At 71.4% G+C, this 17,912-nt stretch carries 18 protein-coding genes; 10 read left to right on the forward strand and 8 right to left on the reverse strand.

Annotated elements, in window-relative coordinates; genetic code table 11:
• The first annotated feature begins 80 nt into the window (after positions 1-80).
• Positions 81-761, forward strand: a complete 681-nt coding sequence (locus ACYQ1L_RS05970; RefSeq protein WP_460003323.1) for a ComF family protein — start codon at positions 81-83, stop codon at positions 759-761.
• Between the two features lie 155 nt (positions 762-916).
• Entirely contained in the window at positions 917-1,570 is a 654-nt protein-coding gene (hpf, locus tag ACYQ1L_RS05975; protein ID WP_159576459.1) for a ribosome hibernation-promoting factor, HPF/YfiA family, read from the forward strand.
• Between the two features lie 91 nt (positions 1,571-1,661).
• Here hpf and ACYQ1L_RS05980 read toward each other — a convergent pair whose 3' ends face one another.
• Both ACYQ1L_RS05980 and ACYQ1L_RS05985 read right to left on the reverse strand, forming a co-directional pair.
• Positions 1,662-2,996, reverse strand: a complete 1,335-nt coding sequence (locus tag ACYQ1L_RS05980) for a coiled-coil domain-containing protein (RefSeq protein ID WP_460003324.1) — start codon at positions 2,994-2,996, stop codon at positions 1,662-1,664.
• A 90-nt stretch (positions 2,997-3,086) separates the two neighbouring features.
• Complete coding sequence (locus ACYQ1L_RS05985) at positions 3,087-3,680, reverse strand: PadR family transcriptional regulator (protein ID WP_460003325.1); 594 nt, start codon at positions 3,678-3,680, stop codon at positions 3,087-3,089.
• Between the two features lie 249 nt (positions 3,681-3,929).
• On the opposite strand from ACYQ1L_RS05985, the gene secA reads away from it, so the two are divergent.
• Positions 3,930-6,731 (forward strand): preprotein translocase subunit SecA, encoded by a 2,802-nt coding sequence (secA, locus tag ACYQ1L_RS05990; protein ID WP_460003326.1) that lies wholly within the window; start codon positions 3,930-3,932, stop codon positions 6,729-6,731.
• Between the two features lie 67 nt (positions 6,732-6,798).
• Here the strand turns inward: secA and ACYQ1L_RS05995 are convergent, their stop codons facing one another.
• Both ACYQ1L_RS05995 and ACYQ1L_RS06000 read right to left on the reverse strand, forming a co-directional pair.
• Positions 6,799-7,284 carry a nucleoside deaminase gene (locus ACYQ1L_RS05995; protein ID WP_460003327.1) on the reverse strand — a complete coding sequence of 162 codons (486 nt, stop codon included), beginning with the start codon at positions 7,282-7,284 and terminating at the stop codon, positions 6,799-6,801.
• A 20-nt stretch (positions 7,285-7,304) separates the two neighbouring features.
• Positions 7,305-8,795: a cytosine permease gene (locus ACYQ1L_RS06000; RefSeq protein WP_460003328.1), complete on the reverse strand. Its 1,491-nt coding sequence runs from the start codon at positions 8,793-8,795 to the stop codon at positions 7,305-7,307.
• A 146-nt stretch (positions 8,796-8,941) separates the two neighbouring features.
• On the opposite strand from ACYQ1L_RS06000, the gene ACYQ1L_RS06005 reads away from it, so the two are divergent.
• From ACYQ1L_RS06005 to ACYQ1L_RS06015, 3 genes are read left to right on the forward strand one after another with little or no spacing between them, the layout of a single operon-like run.
• Positions 8,942-9,886 carry a carbamate kinase gene (locus ACYQ1L_RS06005; protein ID WP_460003329.1) on the forward strand — a complete coding sequence of 315 codons (945 nt, stop codon included), beginning with the start codon at positions 8,942-8,944 and terminating at the stop codon, positions 9,884-9,886.
• A 51-nt stretch (positions 9,887-9,937) separates the two neighbouring features.
• Positions 9,938-10,624 (forward strand): GntR family transcriptional regulator, encoded by a 687-nt coding sequence (locus tag ACYQ1L_RS06010; RefSeq protein ID WP_460003330.1) that lies wholly within the window; start codon positions 9,938-9,940, stop codon positions 10,622-10,624.
• A gap of 35 nt (positions 10,625-10,659) precedes the next feature.
• A complete protein-coding gene (locus ACYQ1L_RS06015; protein WP_460003331.1) occupies positions 10,660-11,883 on the forward strand; it encodes a pyridoxal phosphate-dependent aminotransferase in 1,224 nt (407 codons plus the stop codon).
• Positions 11,884-11,908: 25 nt separating this feature from the next.
• On the opposite strand, the gene ACYQ1L_RS06020 is transcribed toward ACYQ1L_RS06015, so the two are convergent.
• Complete coding sequence (locus tag ACYQ1L_RS06020; RefSeq protein ID WP_460003332.1) at positions 11,909-13,159, reverse strand: CpaE/TadZ family protein; 1,251 nt, start codon at positions 13,157-13,159, stop codon at positions 11,909-11,911.
• On the reverse strand, positions 13,156-13,773 hold the full coding sequence (locus ACYQ1L_RS06025; protein ID WP_460003333.1) for an SAF domain-containing protein: 618 nt from the start codon (positions 13,771-13,773) through the stop codon (positions 13,156-13,158). The genes ACYQ1L_RS06020 and ACYQ1L_RS06025 overlap by 4 nt, the downstream gene beginning before the upstream one ends.
• Before the next feature lie 98 nt (positions 13,774-13,871).
• On the opposite strand from ACYQ1L_RS06025, the gene ACYQ1L_RS06030 reads away from it, so the two are divergent.
• Entirely contained in the window at positions 13,872-14,150 is a 279-nt protein-coding gene (locus ACYQ1L_RS06030; RefSeq protein ID WP_460003334.1) for a helix-turn-helix domain-containing protein, read from the forward strand.
• A 76-nt stretch (positions 14,151-14,226) separates the two neighbouring features.
• Here the strand turns inward: ACYQ1L_RS06030 and ACYQ1L_RS06035 are convergent, their stop codons facing one another.
• Entirely contained in the window at positions 14,227-14,823 is a 597-nt protein-coding gene (locus ACYQ1L_RS06035; protein ID WP_460003335.1) for a hypothetical protein, read from the reverse strand.
• Positions 14,824-14,961: 138 nt separating this feature from the next.
• Here ACYQ1L_RS06035 and ACYQ1L_RS06040 point away from each other — a divergent pair, with 138 nt between their 5' ends.
• Positions 14,962-15,345: an Rv3235 family protein gene (locus ACYQ1L_RS06040; protein ID WP_460005765.1), complete on the forward strand. Its 384-nt coding sequence runs from the start codon at positions 14,962-14,964 to the stop codon at positions 15,343-15,345.
• Positions 15,346-15,408: 63 nt separating this feature from the next.
• Entirely contained in the window at positions 15,409-16,893 is a 1,485-nt protein-coding gene (locus ACYQ1L_RS06045; protein ID WP_460003336.1) for a sensor histidine kinase, read from the forward strand.
• A gap of 111 nt (positions 16,894-17,004) precedes the next feature.
• On the opposite strand, the gene ACYQ1L_RS06050 is transcribed toward ACYQ1L_RS06045, so the two are convergent.
• Positions 17,005-17,253, reverse strand: coding sequence for a WhiB family transcriptional regulator (locus ACYQ1L_RS06050; RefSeq protein ID WP_045249333.1), 249 nt, complete (start codon positions 17,251-17,253; stop codon positions 17,005-17,007).
• Between the two features lie 248 nt (positions 17,254-17,501).
• Between ACYQ1L_RS06050 and ACYQ1L_RS06055 the strand changes: the two genes are divergently transcribed.
• Positions 17,502-17,906, forward strand: a complete 405-nt coding sequence (locus ACYQ1L_RS06055) for a hypothetical protein (protein WP_460003337.1) — start codon at positions 17,502-17,504, stop codon at positions 17,904-17,906.
• Positions 17,907-17,912: the final 6 nt, after the last annotated feature.

The following is a 17,912-nucleotide window of genomic DNA, read 5'->3' on the forward strand; positions in this document are numbered from 1 at the left end:
ACAGGAGCGACGTCGGGCGCGTTGCGCACCGGATGCGGCCGGCGCTCCGCTGCCCGGCGGGAGCGGCGCATGCTCGGAGGATGCCTTCCACGATCCCGTCCCTCGCGCCCGCAGCCCGCGACAGGGCTCTCCGGCTGATCCGCGAGGTCGCCGATTTCGTCTTCGCCTCGGTGTGCGCGGGATGCGGAGTCGCCGGGACGGCACTGTGCCCGGCATGCGAGGCCGCTCTCGCGCCGTGCCCCGTCCGCGTGCGGGCGGGCGACGTGCCGCTGCGCGCGGGTCTCGCGTTCCAGGGGCCGGCCGCCGCTGTGCTGCGGACCATCAAGGAGGACGGCCAGACGTCGCTCATCCGGCTGCTGCGCCCGGCGCTCGCCGCCGCTGTGCAGGCGGTGCGCGCCGACGTCGGCGGACCCCGGCGCATCGACCTGGTGGTCCCCGTGCCGACATCGCGGGCGGCGTTCCGACGGCGCGGATTCCGCCTGCCCGATGCGCTGGCGCGCACCACCGGCATCCCGGTGCGGCGCGCCCTCGTCCCGGCCCGCCGGATGCAGGATCAGCGCGGTCTCGGCGAACGGGAACGACGACGCAACCTCGACGGCGCCCTGGTCGCGGCTCGCGCAGGGGCCGGGCTCACCGCGCTCGTCGTGGACGACGTGGTCACGACCGGCGCGACCTCCGCCGAGGCCGTGCGCGCGCTGCGGGCCGCCGGTTTCCGGGTGGTGGGAGCGGTCGCCGTCGCCGCGACGCCACGGCGGGGATGAGGGGGCGAGCGGGGGTCGGGTGAGGTGCGCAGCGGATCCCTACGACACACAGATGAATAGTGGATGACATCGCGGGAAACGGCGACTACGGTGGGGACTCACAAAGGCGACCACGGTCCGCCCTTGGCCGGGCGGACCGGAACAAGGAGGTCAGGATGGAAACGAACATCGTCGGTGTCGGAGTCGGCATCAGCGATCGATTCCGAGCGGTGGTCGAGGAGAAGACCGCGCGGATCGCGACGATTGCGACGAAGGCGCAGAGCCTGGACGTCAAGGTCACTCATCGTTCCTATCGCGGCGGTCATGTCGAGGACGAGACCGTCGAACTCACATTGATCGGCAAGGGCCCGCTGGTCCGGGCCGAGGCGCGCGACGCGGACAAGTTCGTCGCGCTGGACCTCGCCGTCGACAAGCTCATCGAGCAGGTGCGACGGGCCAAGGAGCGCCGCATCGACGGACGGCACCACCCGCGCGGCGCGCGCTTCGAGAAGGGCACCGGCGAGCTCTCCGGCATCGACGTGCACCCGGTCTCCGTCGACACCCTGCGTGCGGTGTCCACCGGATCCATCCCGACGGTGGAGGTCGAGGAGGAGTACTCCCCGGTCGTGATCCGCACCAAGAAGTTCGAGCCGGAGTGGATGACGGTCGAGGAGGCCGTGGACCGCATGGAGCTCGTCGGCCACGACTTCTTCCTGTTCGTGGACGCGCGCAGCGACCACCCGAGCGTCGTCTACCGCCGCAAGGGCTGGGATTACGGCGTGATCTCGCTCACCACGCAGGCGGCTCCCGCCGAGGAGCTGGTCGGCTGAGCTTGCGGGCGAGGGTCCCCGGAGAGAGGATCCGCTGACAGGGGAGCGGCCCGGGACTTCGGTTCCGGGCCGCTCCTTCGTGTCCGGTGGGTCAGTCGAAGATGTCGCCGAGCAGGCCGCCGATGACGAGGCCGCCGAGCACGCCGGAGACGATGTCGCCGCCGCCGGAGCCGCGACCGCCGCCCCAGCCGTTCCCGCCGCCCCAGCCGTTGCCGCCGCCCCAGCCCTGGTTCGGGCGGGAGGAGTCGATGTCCCGCTGTGCCAGCTGCAGCGCTTCGGCGGCCAGCTGGGCGATGCGCCGCGCCGTGCTCAGGGCCTCCTCGCGGGTCTCCTCGGCGGGCAGCAGGGAGGGCACGTCCACGCGCAGGCGCTCGGCTTCGGCGAGACGGGTGCGGGCGTCGGCGCCGATCCAGCCGCGGTGCCCCTCGATCAGCCCGCGTGCGATGCCCAGCTGTCGGTCCGCGTCGTCGAGGGCGTGCCGGACGGCGTCGATCGTGGGCAGCGGGTGCTCCGCGCGGTAGCGGGCGGCGGCGATCGCCGCATCCAGCGCCGTGTTCGCGGCGCGCAGCCGGGTCAGCTCGCCGAACGGGTCGGTGCGGCTCCCGGCCGGTGCCAGTGCGTCGAGGGCCTGCTGCAGCGCGAGCGCCGCAGCCGCGACCGCCGGCGCGTCGGGCGCGCTCGGCAGGGCCGCGAGGTCGTTGCGGGAGTCGGCGACGACCTCGGCCAGGGTGGACTCGGCCCGCAGCGCCTCGATCTCGAAGTCGTCGACGGCGTCGAGCAGCGCGGACGCACGGCGCGTGGCCTCGGTGGCGGTCTCGAGGGCGAGCACCGCCTCCTGGTTGCGGCCGGCGTCGCGGCGGCGCTCGAACACATCGGCGCCGTGGTTCGCGAACACCACGAGCTGGGCGGCCTCCTCGGCGCTCTTGGCGATGCGCTGCATGGCGGTGTCGGAGTAGCGGGTCGCAAGGCGGTCCACGGTCGCCTGCGCCTGCGGCACCCTCGCCTCGAGGGCCGCGGCGTCCGCGCGCACCTTGGCGACCACCTGCGGCGCGTTGCGCACTCGGGTCACCGCGTCGGCGATCGCGGCCGACTTCTCGTCGATGAGGTCCTCAGCCCACTGGCACAGCTGGACGATGCGCGCGTGGCGGGTGCGCAGCTCCTCCGCCGTGTCCGGGATCTCATCGTGGTTGAGCTGATGCAGCTGGAACGCCTCGCCCATGTGCGTGCGCACCGCGTCCAGGGCTGCCCGGAAGTCGGCGGTCATCTCGTCGCCGAGTTCGGCGGCGGCGAAGGCGAGTTCGTCGGCCGCGGTGCGGATCCGCTCGTCCGCGGCGACGATCGCCTGTTCGGCACGGCGCGCCAGATCCGCGTCCTGAGCCTGCAGCTCTTCCTGTTCACGTTTGCGTCTGCCCCAGAAACCGGCCATGGGCCGATCCTATGGTCCCGGACCGTGGCGGGGCTGTGGATCCGCTACGCCCTCGGCGATCAGTCGGGGACGGCGAGGCCTCCCGCGGGGTCAGACCACGGCGCGCGCCGGCCGCCCGCGTTTCGGGCGCTCGGTCGAGAGCTCCAGCGCCAGGGTGTGCTGCGGATGCGCCGCGAGGCGCTGCTCGGCACGGTCGAGCCAGCGCACCTCCGCCTCGGCCGCGTGGATCAGGGCGTCTGCGACGAGGGCCCTGGCGAGGTCCTCCGGGCCGTCTGCGGCGGCGTCCGCCGGGGCTGCGCGGCGCAACTCCTCCAGCCGGGCGAGCGAGGCCGCCCGCTGCGTCCGGAACACGGCGGGCGCATCGACGCCCGGCAGGGTCGCCGCGACGGCGAGCTTGATCGCGAGCTCGTCCCTGGCGCCGCCTCCGCGCTCGACGGGGGAGGAGAGCCACCCGGCGACCTCTGCGGACCCGGCGTCGGTGATCGCCCAGTACACGTGCCCCTGGTCGTCCGCCTCGCTGCGTTCCACGAGTCCGTCGCGCTCCAGGCGTTCCAGGGTGTTGTAGATCTGCCCGACGTTGAGGGGCCAGGTCGAGCCGGTACGGCGGTCGAACTCCGCCCGCAGCTGGTACCCGTAGCACGGGCCCTGGTCGAGGATGGCGAGGAGGCTCTGGCGCACCGACATCGGCTTGTCCCTTCCGGAATCTGTTGCCGAGTATATGCATACGCGGAAACCCTGGAGCGCTCCCGAGGTGCGGCGTGTCACCGCCGCACGTCAGGGCTTCCATGACGCTCGCAGCGAACGCAGCCGGGCCGACGCCCGTGCACAGGATCCCGAGGTCACGGGCCGGTAACATGAACCCGTATGCCGTGCGCGCGACGTGCGCGGGCCCCGAAACAGATCGGGCACAGAACCCCTAGGGAGATGGAATCCGTGGCGAATCCTCTTGAGAAGCTGCTGCGCGCGGGCGAGGGACGGATCCTGCGTCGCCTGAACGGCGTCGTCAAGGCCGTCAACGCGCTCGAGGACGACTTCGCGAAGCTCAGCGACGAGGACCTCCGCAATGAGACCGCCGAACTGCGGGCGCGGTTCGAGAAGGGCGAGACGCTCGACCAGCTGATGCCGGAGGCCTTCGCCGCCGTCCGCGAGGCCGCCAAGCGGACGCTGGGCATGCGCGCCTACGACGTGCAGATCATGGGCGGCGCGGCGCTGCACGAGGGCAACATCGCCGAGATGAAGACCGGTGAGGGCAAGACCCTGGTGGCGACCTTCCCGTCCTACCTCAATGCGATCGCCGGCAAGGGCGTGCACGTCATCACGGTCAACGACTTCCTCGCCTCGTACCAGTCCGAGCTCATGGGCCGCGTGTACCGCGCCCTGGGCATGACCACGGGCGTGATCGTCTCCGGGCAGACGCCGGAGGTGCGTCGCGAGCAGTACAACGCCGACATCACCTACGGCACGAACAACGAGTTCGGCTTCGACTACCTGCGCGACAACATGGCCTGGCGCAAGGAGGACCTCGTCCAGCGCGGCCACTTCTTCGCGATCGTCGACGAGGTCGACTCGATCCTCATCGACGAGGCGCGCACGCCGCTCATCATCTCCGGCCCCTCGTCGGGGGAGGCCAACCGCTGGTTCGCCGAGTTCGCCAAGATCGCGCGCACCCTCGAGCCCGACGTCGACTACGAGGTCGACGAGAAGAAGCGCACGGTCGGCGTGCTCGAGCCCGGCATCGAGAAGGTCGAGGACTACCTCGGCATCGACAACCTGTACGAGTCGGCGAACACCCCGCTCATCTCGTTCCTGAACAACTCGATCAAGGCGCTCGCGCTGTTCAAGCGCGACACCGACTACGTCGTGATGAACGACGAGGTCATGATCGTCGACGAGCACACCGGCCGCATCCTGGTCGGACGCCGTTACAACGAGGGCATCCACCAGGCGATCGAGGCCAAGGAGGGCGTGCCGGTCAAGGCCGAGAACCAGACCCTCGCCACCGTCACGCTGCAGAACTATTTCCGCCTGTACGAGAAGCTCGCCGGCATGACCGGTACCGCCGACACCGAGGCGGCCGAGTTCATGTCCACGTACAAGCTCGGCGTGGTGCCGATCCCCACGAACAAGCCGATGATCCGCCAGGACAAGCCGGACCTCGTCTACAAGAACGAGACGGCGAAGTTCGCGCAGGTCGTCGAGGACATCGCCGCCCGTCACGAGAAGGGCCAGCCGGTGCTCGTCGGCACCGTCAGCGTCGAGAAGAGCGAGTACCTCTCCCGGCTGCTGAGCAAGCGCGGCATCAAGCACGAGGTCCTGAACGCGAAGAACCACGCCCGCGAGGCCGAGATCGTCGCCCGGGCCGGACGCCTCGGCGCCGTGACGGTGGCCACGAACATGGCCGGTCGCGGCACCGACATCATGCTCGGCGGCAACGCCGAGTTCCTCGCCGTGCAGGAGCTGAAGTCCCGCGGGCTGGATCCGGTCGAGACGCCGGAGGAGTACGAGCAGGCCTGGGAAGAGACCTACGAGGCCATGAAGGCCAAGGTCGAGGAGGAGGGCGCGAAGGTCGTCGAGGCCGGCGGCCTCTACGTGCTCGGCACCGAGCGGCACGAGTCGCGCCGCATCGACAACCAGCTCCGCGGTCGTTCCGGCCGCCAGGGCGACCCGGGCGAGAGCCGGTTCTACCTGAGCCTCACCGACGACCTGATGCGGCTGTTCCAGCAAGGCGCCGCCGAGGCCATCCTCGCTCGCACGAACTTCCCCGAGGACATGCCGATCGAGTCGGGCCTGGTGACCCGTGCGATCCGCAGCGCGCAGAGCCAGGTCGAGGCCCGCAACGCCGAGATGCGCAAGAACGTGCTCAAGTACGACGACGTGCTCAACCGCCAGCGCGAGGCGATCTACGCCGACCGTCGGCACATCCTGGAGGGCGACGACATCGCCGACCGGGTCAAGCACTTCATCGAGGATGCGATCGGCGCGATCGTCGACGACCACACCTCCGAGGGGCACACCGAGAGCTGGGACTTCGACAGCCTGTGGACCGAGCTGAAGACGCTCTACCCGGTCGACGTGACGATCGACGAGGTCGTCGCCGAGGCCGGGGGGCGCAAGGGCGGCATCACGGCCGAAGGGCTCAAGCGCGAGCTGGTCTCCGACGCCATGGTCGCCTACGAGAAGCGCGAGGCGGCGCTCGGCGAGGCTGCCACGCGCGAGCTGGAGCGCCGCGTGGTGCTGCAGGTGCTGGACCGCCGCTGGCGCGACCACCTCTACGAGATGGACTACCTCAAGGACGGCATCGGTCTGCGGGCGATGGCGCAGCGCGACCCGCTGGTCGAGTACCAGCGCGAGGGCTACGCGATGTTCCAGGCCATGATGGGCCAGATCAAGGAGGAGTCGGTCGGCTACCTCTACAACCTCGAGGTCGAGGTGCGCCAGGCCGGCGACGAAGGCATCACCGAGGTCGAGGCGAAGGGGCTCGCCGAGTCGGCGGGCGACCAGCGCCTGGAGTACTCCGCACCCAACGACGCGGGCGACGTCGAGGTGCGCAACGAGCGCGGCCAGGTGCAGCAGGCCGCCACGGACCGCCTCCGCCAGGCCGCCGCGCGCGCCCAGGCCGACAGCGAGGAGGCCGCCCAGCCGGCCGCTCGCGGTGCGTTCGGACAGCGCGTGGATGGCGGTGACGCCGCCCCGGCCAACCGTGCGGAGCGGCGCGCCCAGGGCCGCAAGAAGTAACCCGTCCCGTCAGGACGCGCAGAAGGCCGGCACCCGCTCGGGTGCCGGCCTTCTGCGTCGTCCTGCGTCAGCCGTTGAGACGCTCGAACTCGGTCCAGATCGAGGCGCAGTCGTCTCGTCCGCTGCGGAGGTGGATCATGTCGAGCGTCGAGGTGTCGCTGCCGTCGAGGTAGCGGCGCAGATGCAGGTCGCTGAACCCGTGCTCGCCGGCGTCGACGTGTGTGGAGGCGTAATAGCACGTGGTGATCCCCGCCCACATCATCACCGCCACGCACATCGGGCAGGGCTCGCACGTCGCATACATGACATGGCCGGACAGGTCCAGCGTGTTCAGCTTCCTGCACGCCTCGCGCACGGCGACCATCTCGGCGTGCCCGGAGATGTCGGTCTCGCGCAGCACCGTGTTGCCGACGGCGACCACGATCTCGCCCTCGGGGTCGACGAGAGTGGCGCCGAAGGGGCCGCCGTCTCCGGCGCGCAGTCCGTCGAGGGTGGCCTGCACGGCCGGACCGAAGTAGCGGTCCAGGACGTCGGCCGGCGGAGTGGTGCTCATGGGTGTCTCCTTCGTGCGGGTCAGCGCCGCGGACGGGCGGCGAGGGTGAGGATCGTGTATCCGGCGAATCCGATGAGCAGGCCGGAGAAGAACGCGAGGTTCTTGATCTGCACCAGGAAGTCGACGTTCGTGAGCACGGTGCCGGCCATGGTGACGAGGAAGCTGACGATCAGCAGCCCCACGGCCCGCCAGTTGTATGGGGGCAGGGATCCCTTCTGCCCGCCCTTGTAGTCGGCGTAGATGCCGTCCAGGTCCAGCGTCCTGCGGCGCTCGATGAAGTAGGACGCGAGCATGATGCCGGCGATCGGGCCGAACATGGATCCGATGAACGAGTAGAACAGGAACAGCACCGCGGTGTTCTCCAGGAAGACCCACGGCAGCATCAGCGTGCCGAGCACGGCCGACAGCACCGCGGCGCGCTTGACGGTGAACACCTTCGGCATCTGCGCCGTAAGCTGCAGGCCCGCCGGGAGCATGTTGCCGAACACGCAGAAGGCGATGGCGCCGACGTTCATGGCGAGGATGAGCAGCACCACGACGAACGGGTTGCCTATCGAGTTGATGGCCTGCACGAAGACGCCGGGGCTGTTGATGTCGAACTTCCCGCTGGTCGCGACCTGCAGCGACGCCATGAACGACACGGTGACGAGGGTGAACAGGATGTACGAGCCGATCACGCCGATCGGGAAGCCGATGGCGGGCGCCCGCATCGACGTGGCGTTGCGCGTGTAGTCGCCGGTGTTGACGATGGGACCGGCCCCGTTCGAGACCAGCGCGGACACGCAGCTGATGAAGATCAGCGGGGTCACGGCGCTGTGCACGGCCTGGAAGGCGAACACCCGGCCGAAGCCGCCCGCGTTGACCACGGCGAGCACGACGGCGATCACGACGAGCACGAACACGGCCGGGTTGGCCCAGGTGCTGAACCGGCCGAGGAACTTCTGGCCGCCGAGGAAGAGCGCGACCGTGATCACCCACGTGACCAGGTAGGAGATCGCGGTCGGGATCGCGAGGCCCAGGATCGTCCCGCCGCCTCCGATGTCCATGTAGCCCGGGAAGATCGTGGCGAACACGACGTCGAAGGCCTTGGCCGACGACACCGTGGTGAGCCCGAAGAACACCACCCCGGCGATGATGCCGCGGATCCACGTCGGCAGCAGTGCTCCCTTGTGTCCGAAGGCCTCGCGCAGCTGCATCGCGAACGGCACGCCGTACTTCGCGGCCGCCTGGCCGTTGAGGATGTAGCCGATCGAGACGATCACCGCCGAGATCATGATCGCGGCGACGACCTGCCAGGCGGAGAGCCCCAGCGCGAAGAAGCCGACGACGGTGAAGTAGGAGAGGATGTTGTGGATCGGGCCCATCCACACGGTGATGAACTGCGTGGTCCGCCAGGTGCGGTCCTGCGGGCGGATCGGCAGCACGTCATCCGCGTACCCGCGCCGTGAGTACTCTGCGACGCGCTCGGCGCCGGGATCCACCAGGGCGGGGTCGATGGGGGTTGTGGACATCGTCATCCATATCTGTCGGCACGGCAGGGGCACGTGCGGGCGGGGGAGTGCGGACGGCAGCGGAGGCGGCAGGCGCCGCCGTCCGCGGAGGGTCCGGGGAGCGGGCGGGGTCGACGCCGAGAGGCCACATCAGAGGGAGAGACCAGATGCGTGTCGTAGTCGCACTCGGGGGCAACGCCCTCGCCCGCCGGGGCGAGCCGATGACGGCCGAATACCTGCGCGCCAACGTGAAGGCCGCCTGCGAGGCGCTCGCATCCTTCGCGCGGGAGAACGAAGTCGTCATCACCCACGGCAACGGGCCCCAGGTCGGCCTCCTCGCGCTGCAGAACCTCGCCTACCAGGACGTCGCGGCGTATCCGCTGGACCTCCTCGGTGCGGAGACGCAGGGCATGATCGGCTACGTGGTGCAGCAGGAGCTCTCCAACGCGCTGGGCGGCGAGCGCGAGGTCGCCGGTGTCATCACCACGACCGTCGTCGACGAGGCCGACCCGGCCTTCGTCCGCCCGACCAAGCTCATCGGTCCCCAGTACTCCGCGCACGACGCCGCCGAGGCCGCCGCGGAGTACCGCTGGACCATCGCGAAGGACGGCAACTCGTTCCGTCGGGTCGTGCCCTCGCCGCTGCCGCTCTCGATCGTGCAGGCTCCGCTGATCCGTCGCCTGCTCGAGGCCGGGAGCCTCGCCGTGTGCGTGGGCGGCGGCGGCGTGCCCGTCCGCATCGATTCCAAGGGCCGCCACATCGGCGTGCAGGCCGTCGTGGACAAGGATCTGGCCAGCGCCGCGCTCGCCGAGGACATCCAGGCCGACACGCTCATCATGCTCACCGACGGCGACTACGTCAGCGAGAACTGGGGCACCCCGGAGCAGCGCGACATCCACACCGCCTCGGCCGACGCCGTCGCCGCGATGAAATTCGCCGAGGGCTCGATGCAGCCGAAGATCGACGCCGCCATCCGGGTGGCCCGCGCCGGCGGGCGTGCGCTCATCGGTCCGCTGGACCGGCTGGACGACCTGCTCGCCCGGCGCATCGGCACGGAGATCGTGCCCACGCTCAAGGAGGGCATCCGCTGGGTGGAGCCGGCGAAGGTCTGACCGGCGCGCCGCCGTCGGGGGCGTCCGCCGGTTCGATGGAAGAATGGTGCCGTGACCAGCAAGGATGAACGGCAGCTCGAATCCGCGAGGATCGTGACGTGGCTGCGCGACGCGATCCTCGACGGCGTGCGCGCTCCCGGCAGCCGTCTCATCGAACGCGACCTCGCCGCCGAGTCCGGAGTGAGCAGAGTGCCGGTGCGCGACGCCCTCAAGGTGCTCGAGGCGGAGGGGCTCGTGGAGCTGCGCCCGCACACCTGGGCCGTCGTGCGCGATTTCACCGATGCCGATCTCGCCGACCTCGACGAGGTGCGCGCCGTGCTCGAGCCGCTGGCCTTCCGCCTCGCGGCGGAGCGCCATCGCCGAGACGGGCTCGCGCGGCTGGAGCTCTCGCTCGAGGCGGAGCAGACCGGGGCGCGCTCCGGGGACGGAATCGGATCCCGGCGTGCCGCCGCGGACTTCCACGAGATCGTCACCGAGCTCGCCGAGAACAGGCTGCTGAGCGACATGATGCGCGGCATCCGCAGCCGGCTGCGCTGGGCGCTGTCGCAGCACGACGATCTCCAGCACATCAGCGAGGAGCACGTCGCGCTGTTCGAGGCGATCCGGATGCGCGACGGCGAGCGTGCCGCCGAACTCGCCGCGGCGCATGTGGAGAGCAGCCGTCGCGAACGGGCTGCGCACGCCGAGGCGCTGCGCACCGGGACGATCCGCACGGCACCGGCGTCGAACCCGGCGTGACCGGCCGGGGCTCCCGCGGGCGGTAATCTTGCCCGATGACCCCGAGAACCTTCGACCAGTCCTCCAAGCTGAAGAACGTCCTGTACGAGATCCGCGGAAACGCGCTCGCCGAGGCGGCACGGCTGGAGGCAGCAGGTCACACGGTGCTCAAGCTGAACACGGGCAATCCCGCCATCTTCGGGTTCGAGGCCCCGCAGCAGATCGTGCGCGACATGCTCGCGACACTGCCCACCGCTCACGGCTACAGCGAGAGCAAGGGCATCGTCTCCGCACGTCGCGCGGTGGTGAGCCGTTACGAGCAGGTCGAGGGCTTCCCGCTCGTCGACCCCGAGGACGTGTACCTCGGCAACGGCGTCTCCGAGCTCATCACGATGACGATGCAGGCCCTGCTCGACGAGGGGGACGAGGTGCTCATCCCCGCACCGGACTACCCGCTGTGGACCGCGATGACGAGCCTCGCCGGCGGCACCCCCGTGCACTACCTGTGCGACGAGGAGAACGGCTGGAACCCGGATCTGGAGGACCTCCGCTCCAAGGTCACCCCCCGTACCAAGGCCATCGTCGTCATCAACCCCAACAACCCCACCGGGGCGGTGTACTCCCGCGAGGTGCTCGAGGGCATCGTGCAGGTCGCGAGAGAGAACGATCTGCTGCTGCTCTCCGATGAGATCTACGACCGGATCCTGTTCGACGACGCGCAGCACATCTCGACCGCGACCCTCGCGCCCGACCTGCTGTGCCTGACGTTCAACGGGCTCTCCAAGACGTATCGCGTCGCCGGATTCCGGTCGGGCTGGATGGTCATCACGGGCCCGCAGCAGCACGCCAAGGGCTTCATCGAGGGCATCACGCTGCTGGCGTCGACGAGGCTCTGCCCGAACGTGCCTGCGCAGCACGCCGTGCAGGCCGCGCTGGGAGGGGTGCAGTCGATCGAGGCGCTGATCGCGCCGAGCGGTCGGCTGCACCTGCAGCGCGACGCGGCGTGGGAGGGCCTCTCGGCCATCCCCGGTGTGACGTGCGTCAAGCCGGCGGGGGCGCTGTACGCGTTCCCGCGGCTGGATCCGAACGTCCACGAGATCCACGACGACGCGAAGCTCATCTACGACCTGCTCGTCGCGGAGCGGATCCTGCTCGTGCAGGGCACCGGCTTCAACTGGCCGACGCCGGATCACCTGCGGGTCGTGACTCTGCCGGAGCCGCGCGTGATCACCGAGGCGATCGAGCGGCTGGGCAACTTCCTGGCGAGCTACAAGCAGTAGCCGGCGATCGGGGGCCGCCCGGTGCTCACATCGTGGCGGCCTCGCGCCGCGCCCTGCGCGTGGTCGCCGGCCCCGCCTGCTCGTCGCGCTGCAGAGCTCCCGCGAGCGTGCGCATGGCGGCAGTGAACGCCGAGCGACCCGAGACGTCGGCGACCGGGCGTGCGTGCAGCGCCGCGGCGTCCAGCGCGCGCTGGTCGTAGGGAAGGAAGTGCACGTCGCGGATGCCCGAGAAGCGGTCGAGGGCGCGGCGGATCTGGCCGCGTGCGTCGATGCCGAGCGGACCGGGGCGCACCTTGTTCACGGCGACGGTGACCGGCACGTCGCCGACCTCCGCACGGAGCTCGGCGTAGCCCCGGACGAAGCGGGCGATGCCGAGCGGGTCGGCCGCGGCGACGGCGACGATGCGATCGGCGCTGTGCAGCGCGGTCAGGGTGGCGGCGTTGCGGCGCAGGCCGTCCAGGTCGCTGACGATCTCCTCGTCGGCCTCGAGGGAGGCGGCGACGTCGACCACCGTGATCGCGCTCCAGCGCCGGCACGCCTCGAGGGCGGCCCGCAGGCGCGCGGGGGAGAGCTCGGGCCAGCGGGCCGGCCGGTTGATCCCGACCAGGACGTCGACGGTGCCCCCGGATGTCTCGACCGGGGTGGCGAGCCGGCTGAGCTCGGCGCCGTCGAGCAGCCCGAGGTCGGCGCGCCGGCATGCCGCAGCGATGCCGGGACCGTCATCGGTGAGCCCGAGCATCAGCGCGATCGCGGGGGCGTGCGTGTCCGCGTCGACGAGCGCGACGCCGCGGTCGGGCGCGGCCAGGAGCGCGGCCAGCTGCACGGCCACCGTGCTGCGGCCCGGTGCGCCGTGCGGGCCCCACACCGCGACGAGGCGGCTCTCGGTCCGCGCATCCTCGGGCGCCGCCTCCGGAACCGTCTCGCCGCGGTCGGCCCGGGGGCGCAGCGCGTCCGCGACATCCCATCCGCTCGCGCCGGCCGGCAGCGGCGTGCCGAGACCGTGCCGGCGTGCGATCCGCGCTGCGGCGGGTCCGTCGCCGAGCGTCACGATCCGCACCCCTGCGCGGTCGCAGGCGTTCCGCAGGGCGCCGCTGAGCCACGCCCGTTCGGCGGGAAGCAGGAGTGCGTCGGCGTCGCGCAGCTCCTCGGCGCGCGCCGTGAGGCGTGCAGCGTGCTCCGGCGCGATGCGTGCGAGCACCTCGACGCCGGCGAGCTGCAGCTCCTCCGCCAGGAGCTCCGCCCGCTCGGATGGCAGGGCGAGGACGACGGCGGTCACGAGCGCGCTCCCACCGGGACGACGGACAGGGACGAGCCGCCGGTCATGGCGGCGAGCACCTCTCCGACCTCGGCTCGGCTCACCACGAGCTCGAGCGTGGTGGCCTTCGCCGAGAGCGGGCCGTCGTCGCGGTCCACGGAGGCCACGGTGGCCTCCGAGAGCAGCACCCGGGGCTCGGCGAAACCCTTGCCTTCGGCCAGGGGCTCGGCTTCCCACAGCTCGACCGTCGAGCCGGTCGCGACCGCGGCGGGCACCGGCACCGTGCTGCGCACGACGACCGACGTGGTGCGCCCCTCGTCGGCGTCCGCCGCGGCCGCCGACGCCACGAGCTCCCCCTCGCTGATCGTGCGGGTGGCGATGAGCCCGGGCTCGAGAGTCGCCGGGGTCAGGTACCCGGCGCCTGCGGACCCGAGCACGACATCGACCACGCGGACATCGGCCGAGGTGAGCGGCTCGCCAGGGACGATCGTGCGCACGGCCTGAAGGACAGGGCTGGTCTGCTTGGCCGCGCCCACGATCAGCCACACCCCGGCCACGGACGCGACGATCAGCAGGAGGCCGATGAAGAAGCGCAGATCGGTCCAGGGCCGGCGCCCTGCTCGTGCGGTGCTCATGGGGCCATGGTCACAGAATCCGGATCCGTGCCGGAAAAGTTATCCACAGCGCACGGCGCCGCGCCGCCGAAGGGCCCGCGCGGAGCACAATGGGGTGCATGCCCGACGCTTCCGCTGCTGCCCCGCGCTATCTCGCTCCGGCTCAGGTCGCCGAGCTCCTCGGCGTGCAGGCGGAGGAGATCGTCGAACTGATCCTGCAGGGCCGTCTGCGGGGCGCGCGCCTCGGCGCTCCGGGAGCCTGGCGGGTCGAGGAGGACTCGATCGCCGAGTACCTCGCGGACCAGGCCGAGGACGCCCGGCGCCGGGCGCTGTGGCGGCAGGCGAATGCCGCGAGCTTCCCGGAGCTGTGGGGTCCTCCGGTGCGCCGCGGGGAGTGAGCACGGGGCCCGCCGCGACCCGATTCCCGGTGGTCTTCCACCGCTGCTGCTCGTGACCTGCGCAGCCCGGCGGCGCTCAGGAGAGGCCGGGAGCGGGGGCGTCGGTGCCGATCGAGAGCACCGAGGCGAACGGCACCACGCGGAAGCCGGTGACCGCCCTGGCTCGCCGCGGGGACCCGGCGTCGTGCAGCGCCAGATCGAGGTGGTCGGCGCCCGCGCGGTCGATCGTGCCGGCGAGCACCGCCCCCGAACGCGTCCTCAGCGTGACCCCGCTGCGACGGCGGGCGAGGTCGCGGACCACGAACCCGAAGGTCATCCGCTCCCGCAGCGGGGACAGCGGCTCGGCGGCGGCGCCGCTGGTGAGCAGCGCCCCGTGATCGAGCGACCACAGCTCCACGGCGTGCGCGGGCAGCAGCGACAGCCCCGCGGCCTCGTGCGGCTGCACGGCGGCCCAGTCGGCGCCCACGGCGCGCAGCCGGCCGCGCACCCGGGTGGCGTCGGTGAGCACCGCGGTGACGGTCGACCCCTCGTCGGCGAGCACGCCCAGCCGGGTGCGCAGATCCAGCCGCGCGATGCGCAGCCGCTCCGTCTCGGCGTCCAGCGCCGCGCGTTCGGCCTCCCAGCCCGAGGCGATCTGATCCTCGAGGTCTTCGAAGAGCCGGTCCCATTCCATGCCGACGAGCGTACGGGAACCGGCGCGCCCGATATACGGGTTATCCACATTCCTCGCCGCGTGCGCCCCGAACGCCGTGCGGATGTGCTCGAATGCCAGACACGCCATGTTCCGTGGCGAAGGGGGGATACGCAGATGATGACGCTCGAGGATTTCGCGCCGCAGCCCACGCCGAGCGCGGAGCTGCCGGATCCGGCGCCGCTGCTGCAGAGCATCACGCGCGGCGTCCTCGAGGTGCTCGCCGGGGTGCGCGAGGCGGATCAGCTCGCCCGATGGCTCACGGAGGACGCATTCCTCGTGCTCACGGCGCGGGCGAACCTGTCGGCGCGGGCACGCAGCGCGCGGGGCGTCGCCCCGGCGCGCCCGGTGTTCCGGATCCTGTCCACGCACGTGTCGGAGCCCGCCGACGGCGTTGTCGAGGCCGCGCTGATCGTGCAGACGCCCGGGCGCGCCCGCGCGGTGGCGGTGCGCCTGGAGGGCCTCGACCGGCGCTGGCGCGCGACGTCGCTCGCCATCCTCTGACAGCGCGCGCCGGCCGGGTTCGGCGCGCCGATGAGGACGCCGCACACGCCCTAGGCTGTCAGGGTGTCGACACTCAGTGATCTCGCCCACGCCCAGGGCTGCCTCGACGACGAAGACGTCGAGTGGCTGCATCGTCTCGCCGGCGACGGGCAGCTGCTGGCCGATCTGGCCTCGGCGGACATCGTCATCTGGATCGCGACGGCCGACGGATCCTTCATCGCGGTCGCGCACACCCGGCCCAGCGGCGCGGCGACGCTGTTCTACCGCGACATCGTGGGGGAGCGGGTGCGGCCGCAGTGGCGCACCCAGGTGCAGGGCGCGTTCGACACGGCGGAGATCGTCGACTCCGCCAATCCGGACTGGTTCGAGGAGACTCCGACGCGGGTGCGGGCCGTGCCGATCGTGCGGGCGCGCGGAAAGGACGCGGAGCCGGCCCCGCCGATCGGAGTGCTGACCCGTCACACCAACCTCGGCGAGGCGCGCACGCCGTCCCGCCAGCAGATCACGTTCAACGAGGCCGCCGACGACCTGTTCCGCATGATCTCGGTGGGCGAGTTCCCCGACCCGTCCGCCCCTACGTCGCCGCGCCGCGGCGCCCCGCGCGCGTCGGACGGGCTCATCCGCATCGACGTGGACGGCGTCGTGACCTTCGCGAGCCCGAACGCGCTGAGCGCGTTCAACCGGATGGGCTTCGATGAGGAGCTCGAGGGGGAGTCCCTGGTCGAGGTGACCACGCGGATCGTCCCGCCGTCGAGGCAGGTCGACGAATCGCTGCCCGTGGTCGTGACGGGCCGCGCGCCCTGGCGCACCGACGTGGAGGCGCGGGGGGTCACGGTGTCGCTGCGGGCGATCCCGCTCAAGGACCACGGCACCCGGATCGGCGCGATCGTGCTGTGCCGGGACGTCTCCGAGCTGCGCCATCAGGAGCAGGAGCTCATCACCAAGGATGCGACGATCCGCGAGATCCACCATCGCGTGAAGAACAACCTGCAGACGGTCGCGTCGCTGCTGCGGATCCAGGCGCGGCGCACGCACTCCGAGGAGGCGCGCGACGCGCTCACGCAGGCCATGCGCCGGGTGGAGTCGATCGCGGTCGTGCACGACACGCTCGCCGGGGGGCTCGCGCAGAAGGTCGACTTCGACGAGGTGTTCGCGCGCGTGCTCAAGCTCGTGGCGGAGGTGGCCTCGGCGCCGAGCACGCGGGCGCGCACGCAGTCGACAGGGCGCTTCGGCGTGCTGCCGAGCGAGTACGCGACCCCGCTGGCGCTGGCCTTGACCGAGGTCGTGACAAACGCGGTCGAGCACGGTCTGGCCGGCCAGGAGGGGCTCGTCACGATCGAGGCGCAGCGCACCGACGAGAACCTGCGGGTGATCGTCCGCGACACCGGACACGGGCTGCCCGAGGGGCGGATCGGTCAGGGACTCGGCACGCAGATCATCCGCACCCTCATCCAGGGTGAGCTGGGCGGCACGATCGTCTGGGAGGGATCGGACGGCGAGGGGACCACCGTCACGATCGACATCCCGATGCGCTGGGTCAACGGTTGAGCCGGATCCGGTCCCTGAGCCCGTCGAAGGGCCCGGATCGGATGGGCATCGGACGCCTCGGGCGTCGGGCGCTTCGACGAGCTCAGCGGCCGACGGCTCAGCAGCGGAGGATCAGCCGGCGCGACGGGCGCGCGCGGCGCGGCGCTTCAGGGCGCGTCGCTCGTCCTCGCTGAGACCGCCCCAGACGCCCGAGTCCTGGCTGGACTCGAGGGCGTACTGCAGGCAGACCTCGGTGACGGTGCACCGGGCGCACACGGCCTTCGCCTTCTCGATCTGATCGACGGCCGGACCGGTGTTCCCGACGGGGAAGAACAGCTCGGGGTCGACGGTGAGACAGGCGGCCTTGTCGCGCCAATCCATGGGGGCTCCTCGGTGTGGAATGTCGTGGGCGCGCGACGTTCGCGTGCCCGGAATGCATAGGCGGCGTTCGGGGGCCGACGCCCATCGGTGATGCGAGCAGATGCTCGCCCCACGCCGCTGTGGGAGCACATGGCTGTCATCTATTCTCTTACATGAAAGGCTAACGATCAAGGTTTTTCTGGACCGCGTGTGAACGGCAGCGGAACCGCGAGCGAACCGCCGCCGACCCCGAGACTCCAGGAGCCGCCATGCGCCCGTCGAGACTGACCATCGCCGCGGCGGCCCTGCTCGCCCTGGAGGCGGTCGCACTGCTCGTGATCACGCTGATCGAGGTTTTCGACCTCAGCGCCGGAGACGCCGGATCGCTGCCGTCCGCGCTGGGGCTCATCGGCCTCAGCCTGATCGGCGCCGCAGGACTCGCGGTGCTCGCGTACGCGGTGCTGCGCGGCCGCTCATACGGCCGTAGCGGCGGGATGGTGGGGCAGATCCTCGCCATCGCCGTGGCGCTCAGCGCCGTGGGCCTGCGGCCGTTCCCGACGCTGTTCGTGCTGTCGCTGCTCATCCCGGCCGCGATCGGCGTGGTGCTGCTGTTCCTGCTGTCGCGGCGCGCGGGCGCCGAGGCGCGCCGACAGGCCGACGCCGAGCAGGAGTGACGTCGT

The sequence above is a fragment of the Microbacterium xylanilyticum genome (assembly GCF_054654695.1).

Coding starts and splice junctions, on each gene's coding strand:
- ACYQ1L_RS06055 (WP_460003337.1), top strand. CDS start 17,502: ATGCGCCCGTCGAGACTGACCATCGCCGCGGCGGCCCTGCTCGCCCTG.
- ACYQ1L_RS05970 (WP_460003323.1), top strand. CDS start 81: ATGCCTTCCACGATCCCGTCCCTCGCGCCCGCAGCCCGCGACAGGGCT.
- ACYQ1L_RS05980 (WP_460003324.1), bottom strand. CDS start 2,996: ATGGCCGGTTTCTGGGGCAGACGCAAACGTGAACAGGAAGAGCTGCAG.
- ACYQ1L_RS06000 (WP_460003328.1), bottom strand. CDS start 8,795: ATGTCCACAACCCCCATCGACCCCGCCCTGGTGGATCCCGGCGCCGAG.
- ACYQ1L_RS06040 (WP_460005765.1), top strand. CDS start 14,962: ATGACGCTCGAGGATTTCGCGCCGCAGCCCACGCCGAGCGCGGAGCTG.
- ACYQ1L_RS06035 (WP_460003335.1), bottom strand. CDS start 14,823: ATGGAATGGGACCGGCTCTTCGAAGACCTCGAGGATCAGATCGCCTCG.
- ACYQ1L_RS06025 (WP_460003333.1), bottom strand. CDS start 13,773: ATGAGCACCGCACGAGCAGGGCGCCGGCCCTGGACCGATCTGCGCTTC.
- ACYQ1L_RS06030 (WP_460003334.1), top strand. CDS start 13,872: ATGCCCGACGCTTCCGCTGCTGCCCCGCGCTATCTCGCTCCGGCTCAG.
- hpf (WP_159576459.1), top strand. CDS start 917: ATGGAAACGAACATCGTCGGTGTCGGAGTCGGCATCAGCGATCGATTC.
- ACYQ1L_RS06015 (WP_460003331.1), top strand. CDS start 10,660: ATGACCCCGAGAACCTTCGACCAGTCCTCCAAGCTGAAGAACGTCCTG.
- ACYQ1L_RS05985 (WP_460003325.1), bottom strand. CDS start 3,680: ATGTCGGTGCGCCAGAGCCTCCTCGCCATCCTCGACCAGGGCCCGTGC.
- ACYQ1L_RS06050 (WP_045249333.1), bottom strand. CDS start 17,253: ATGGATTGGCGCGACAAGGCCGCCTGTCTCACCGTCGACCCCGAGCTG.
- ACYQ1L_RS05995 (WP_460003327.1), bottom strand. CDS start 7,284: ATGAGCACCACTCCGCCGGCCGACGTCCTGGACCGCTACTTCGGTCCG.
- ACYQ1L_RS06005 (WP_460003329.1), top strand. CDS start 8,942: ATGCGTGTCGTAGTCGCACTCGGGGGCAACGCCCTCGCCCGCCGGGGC.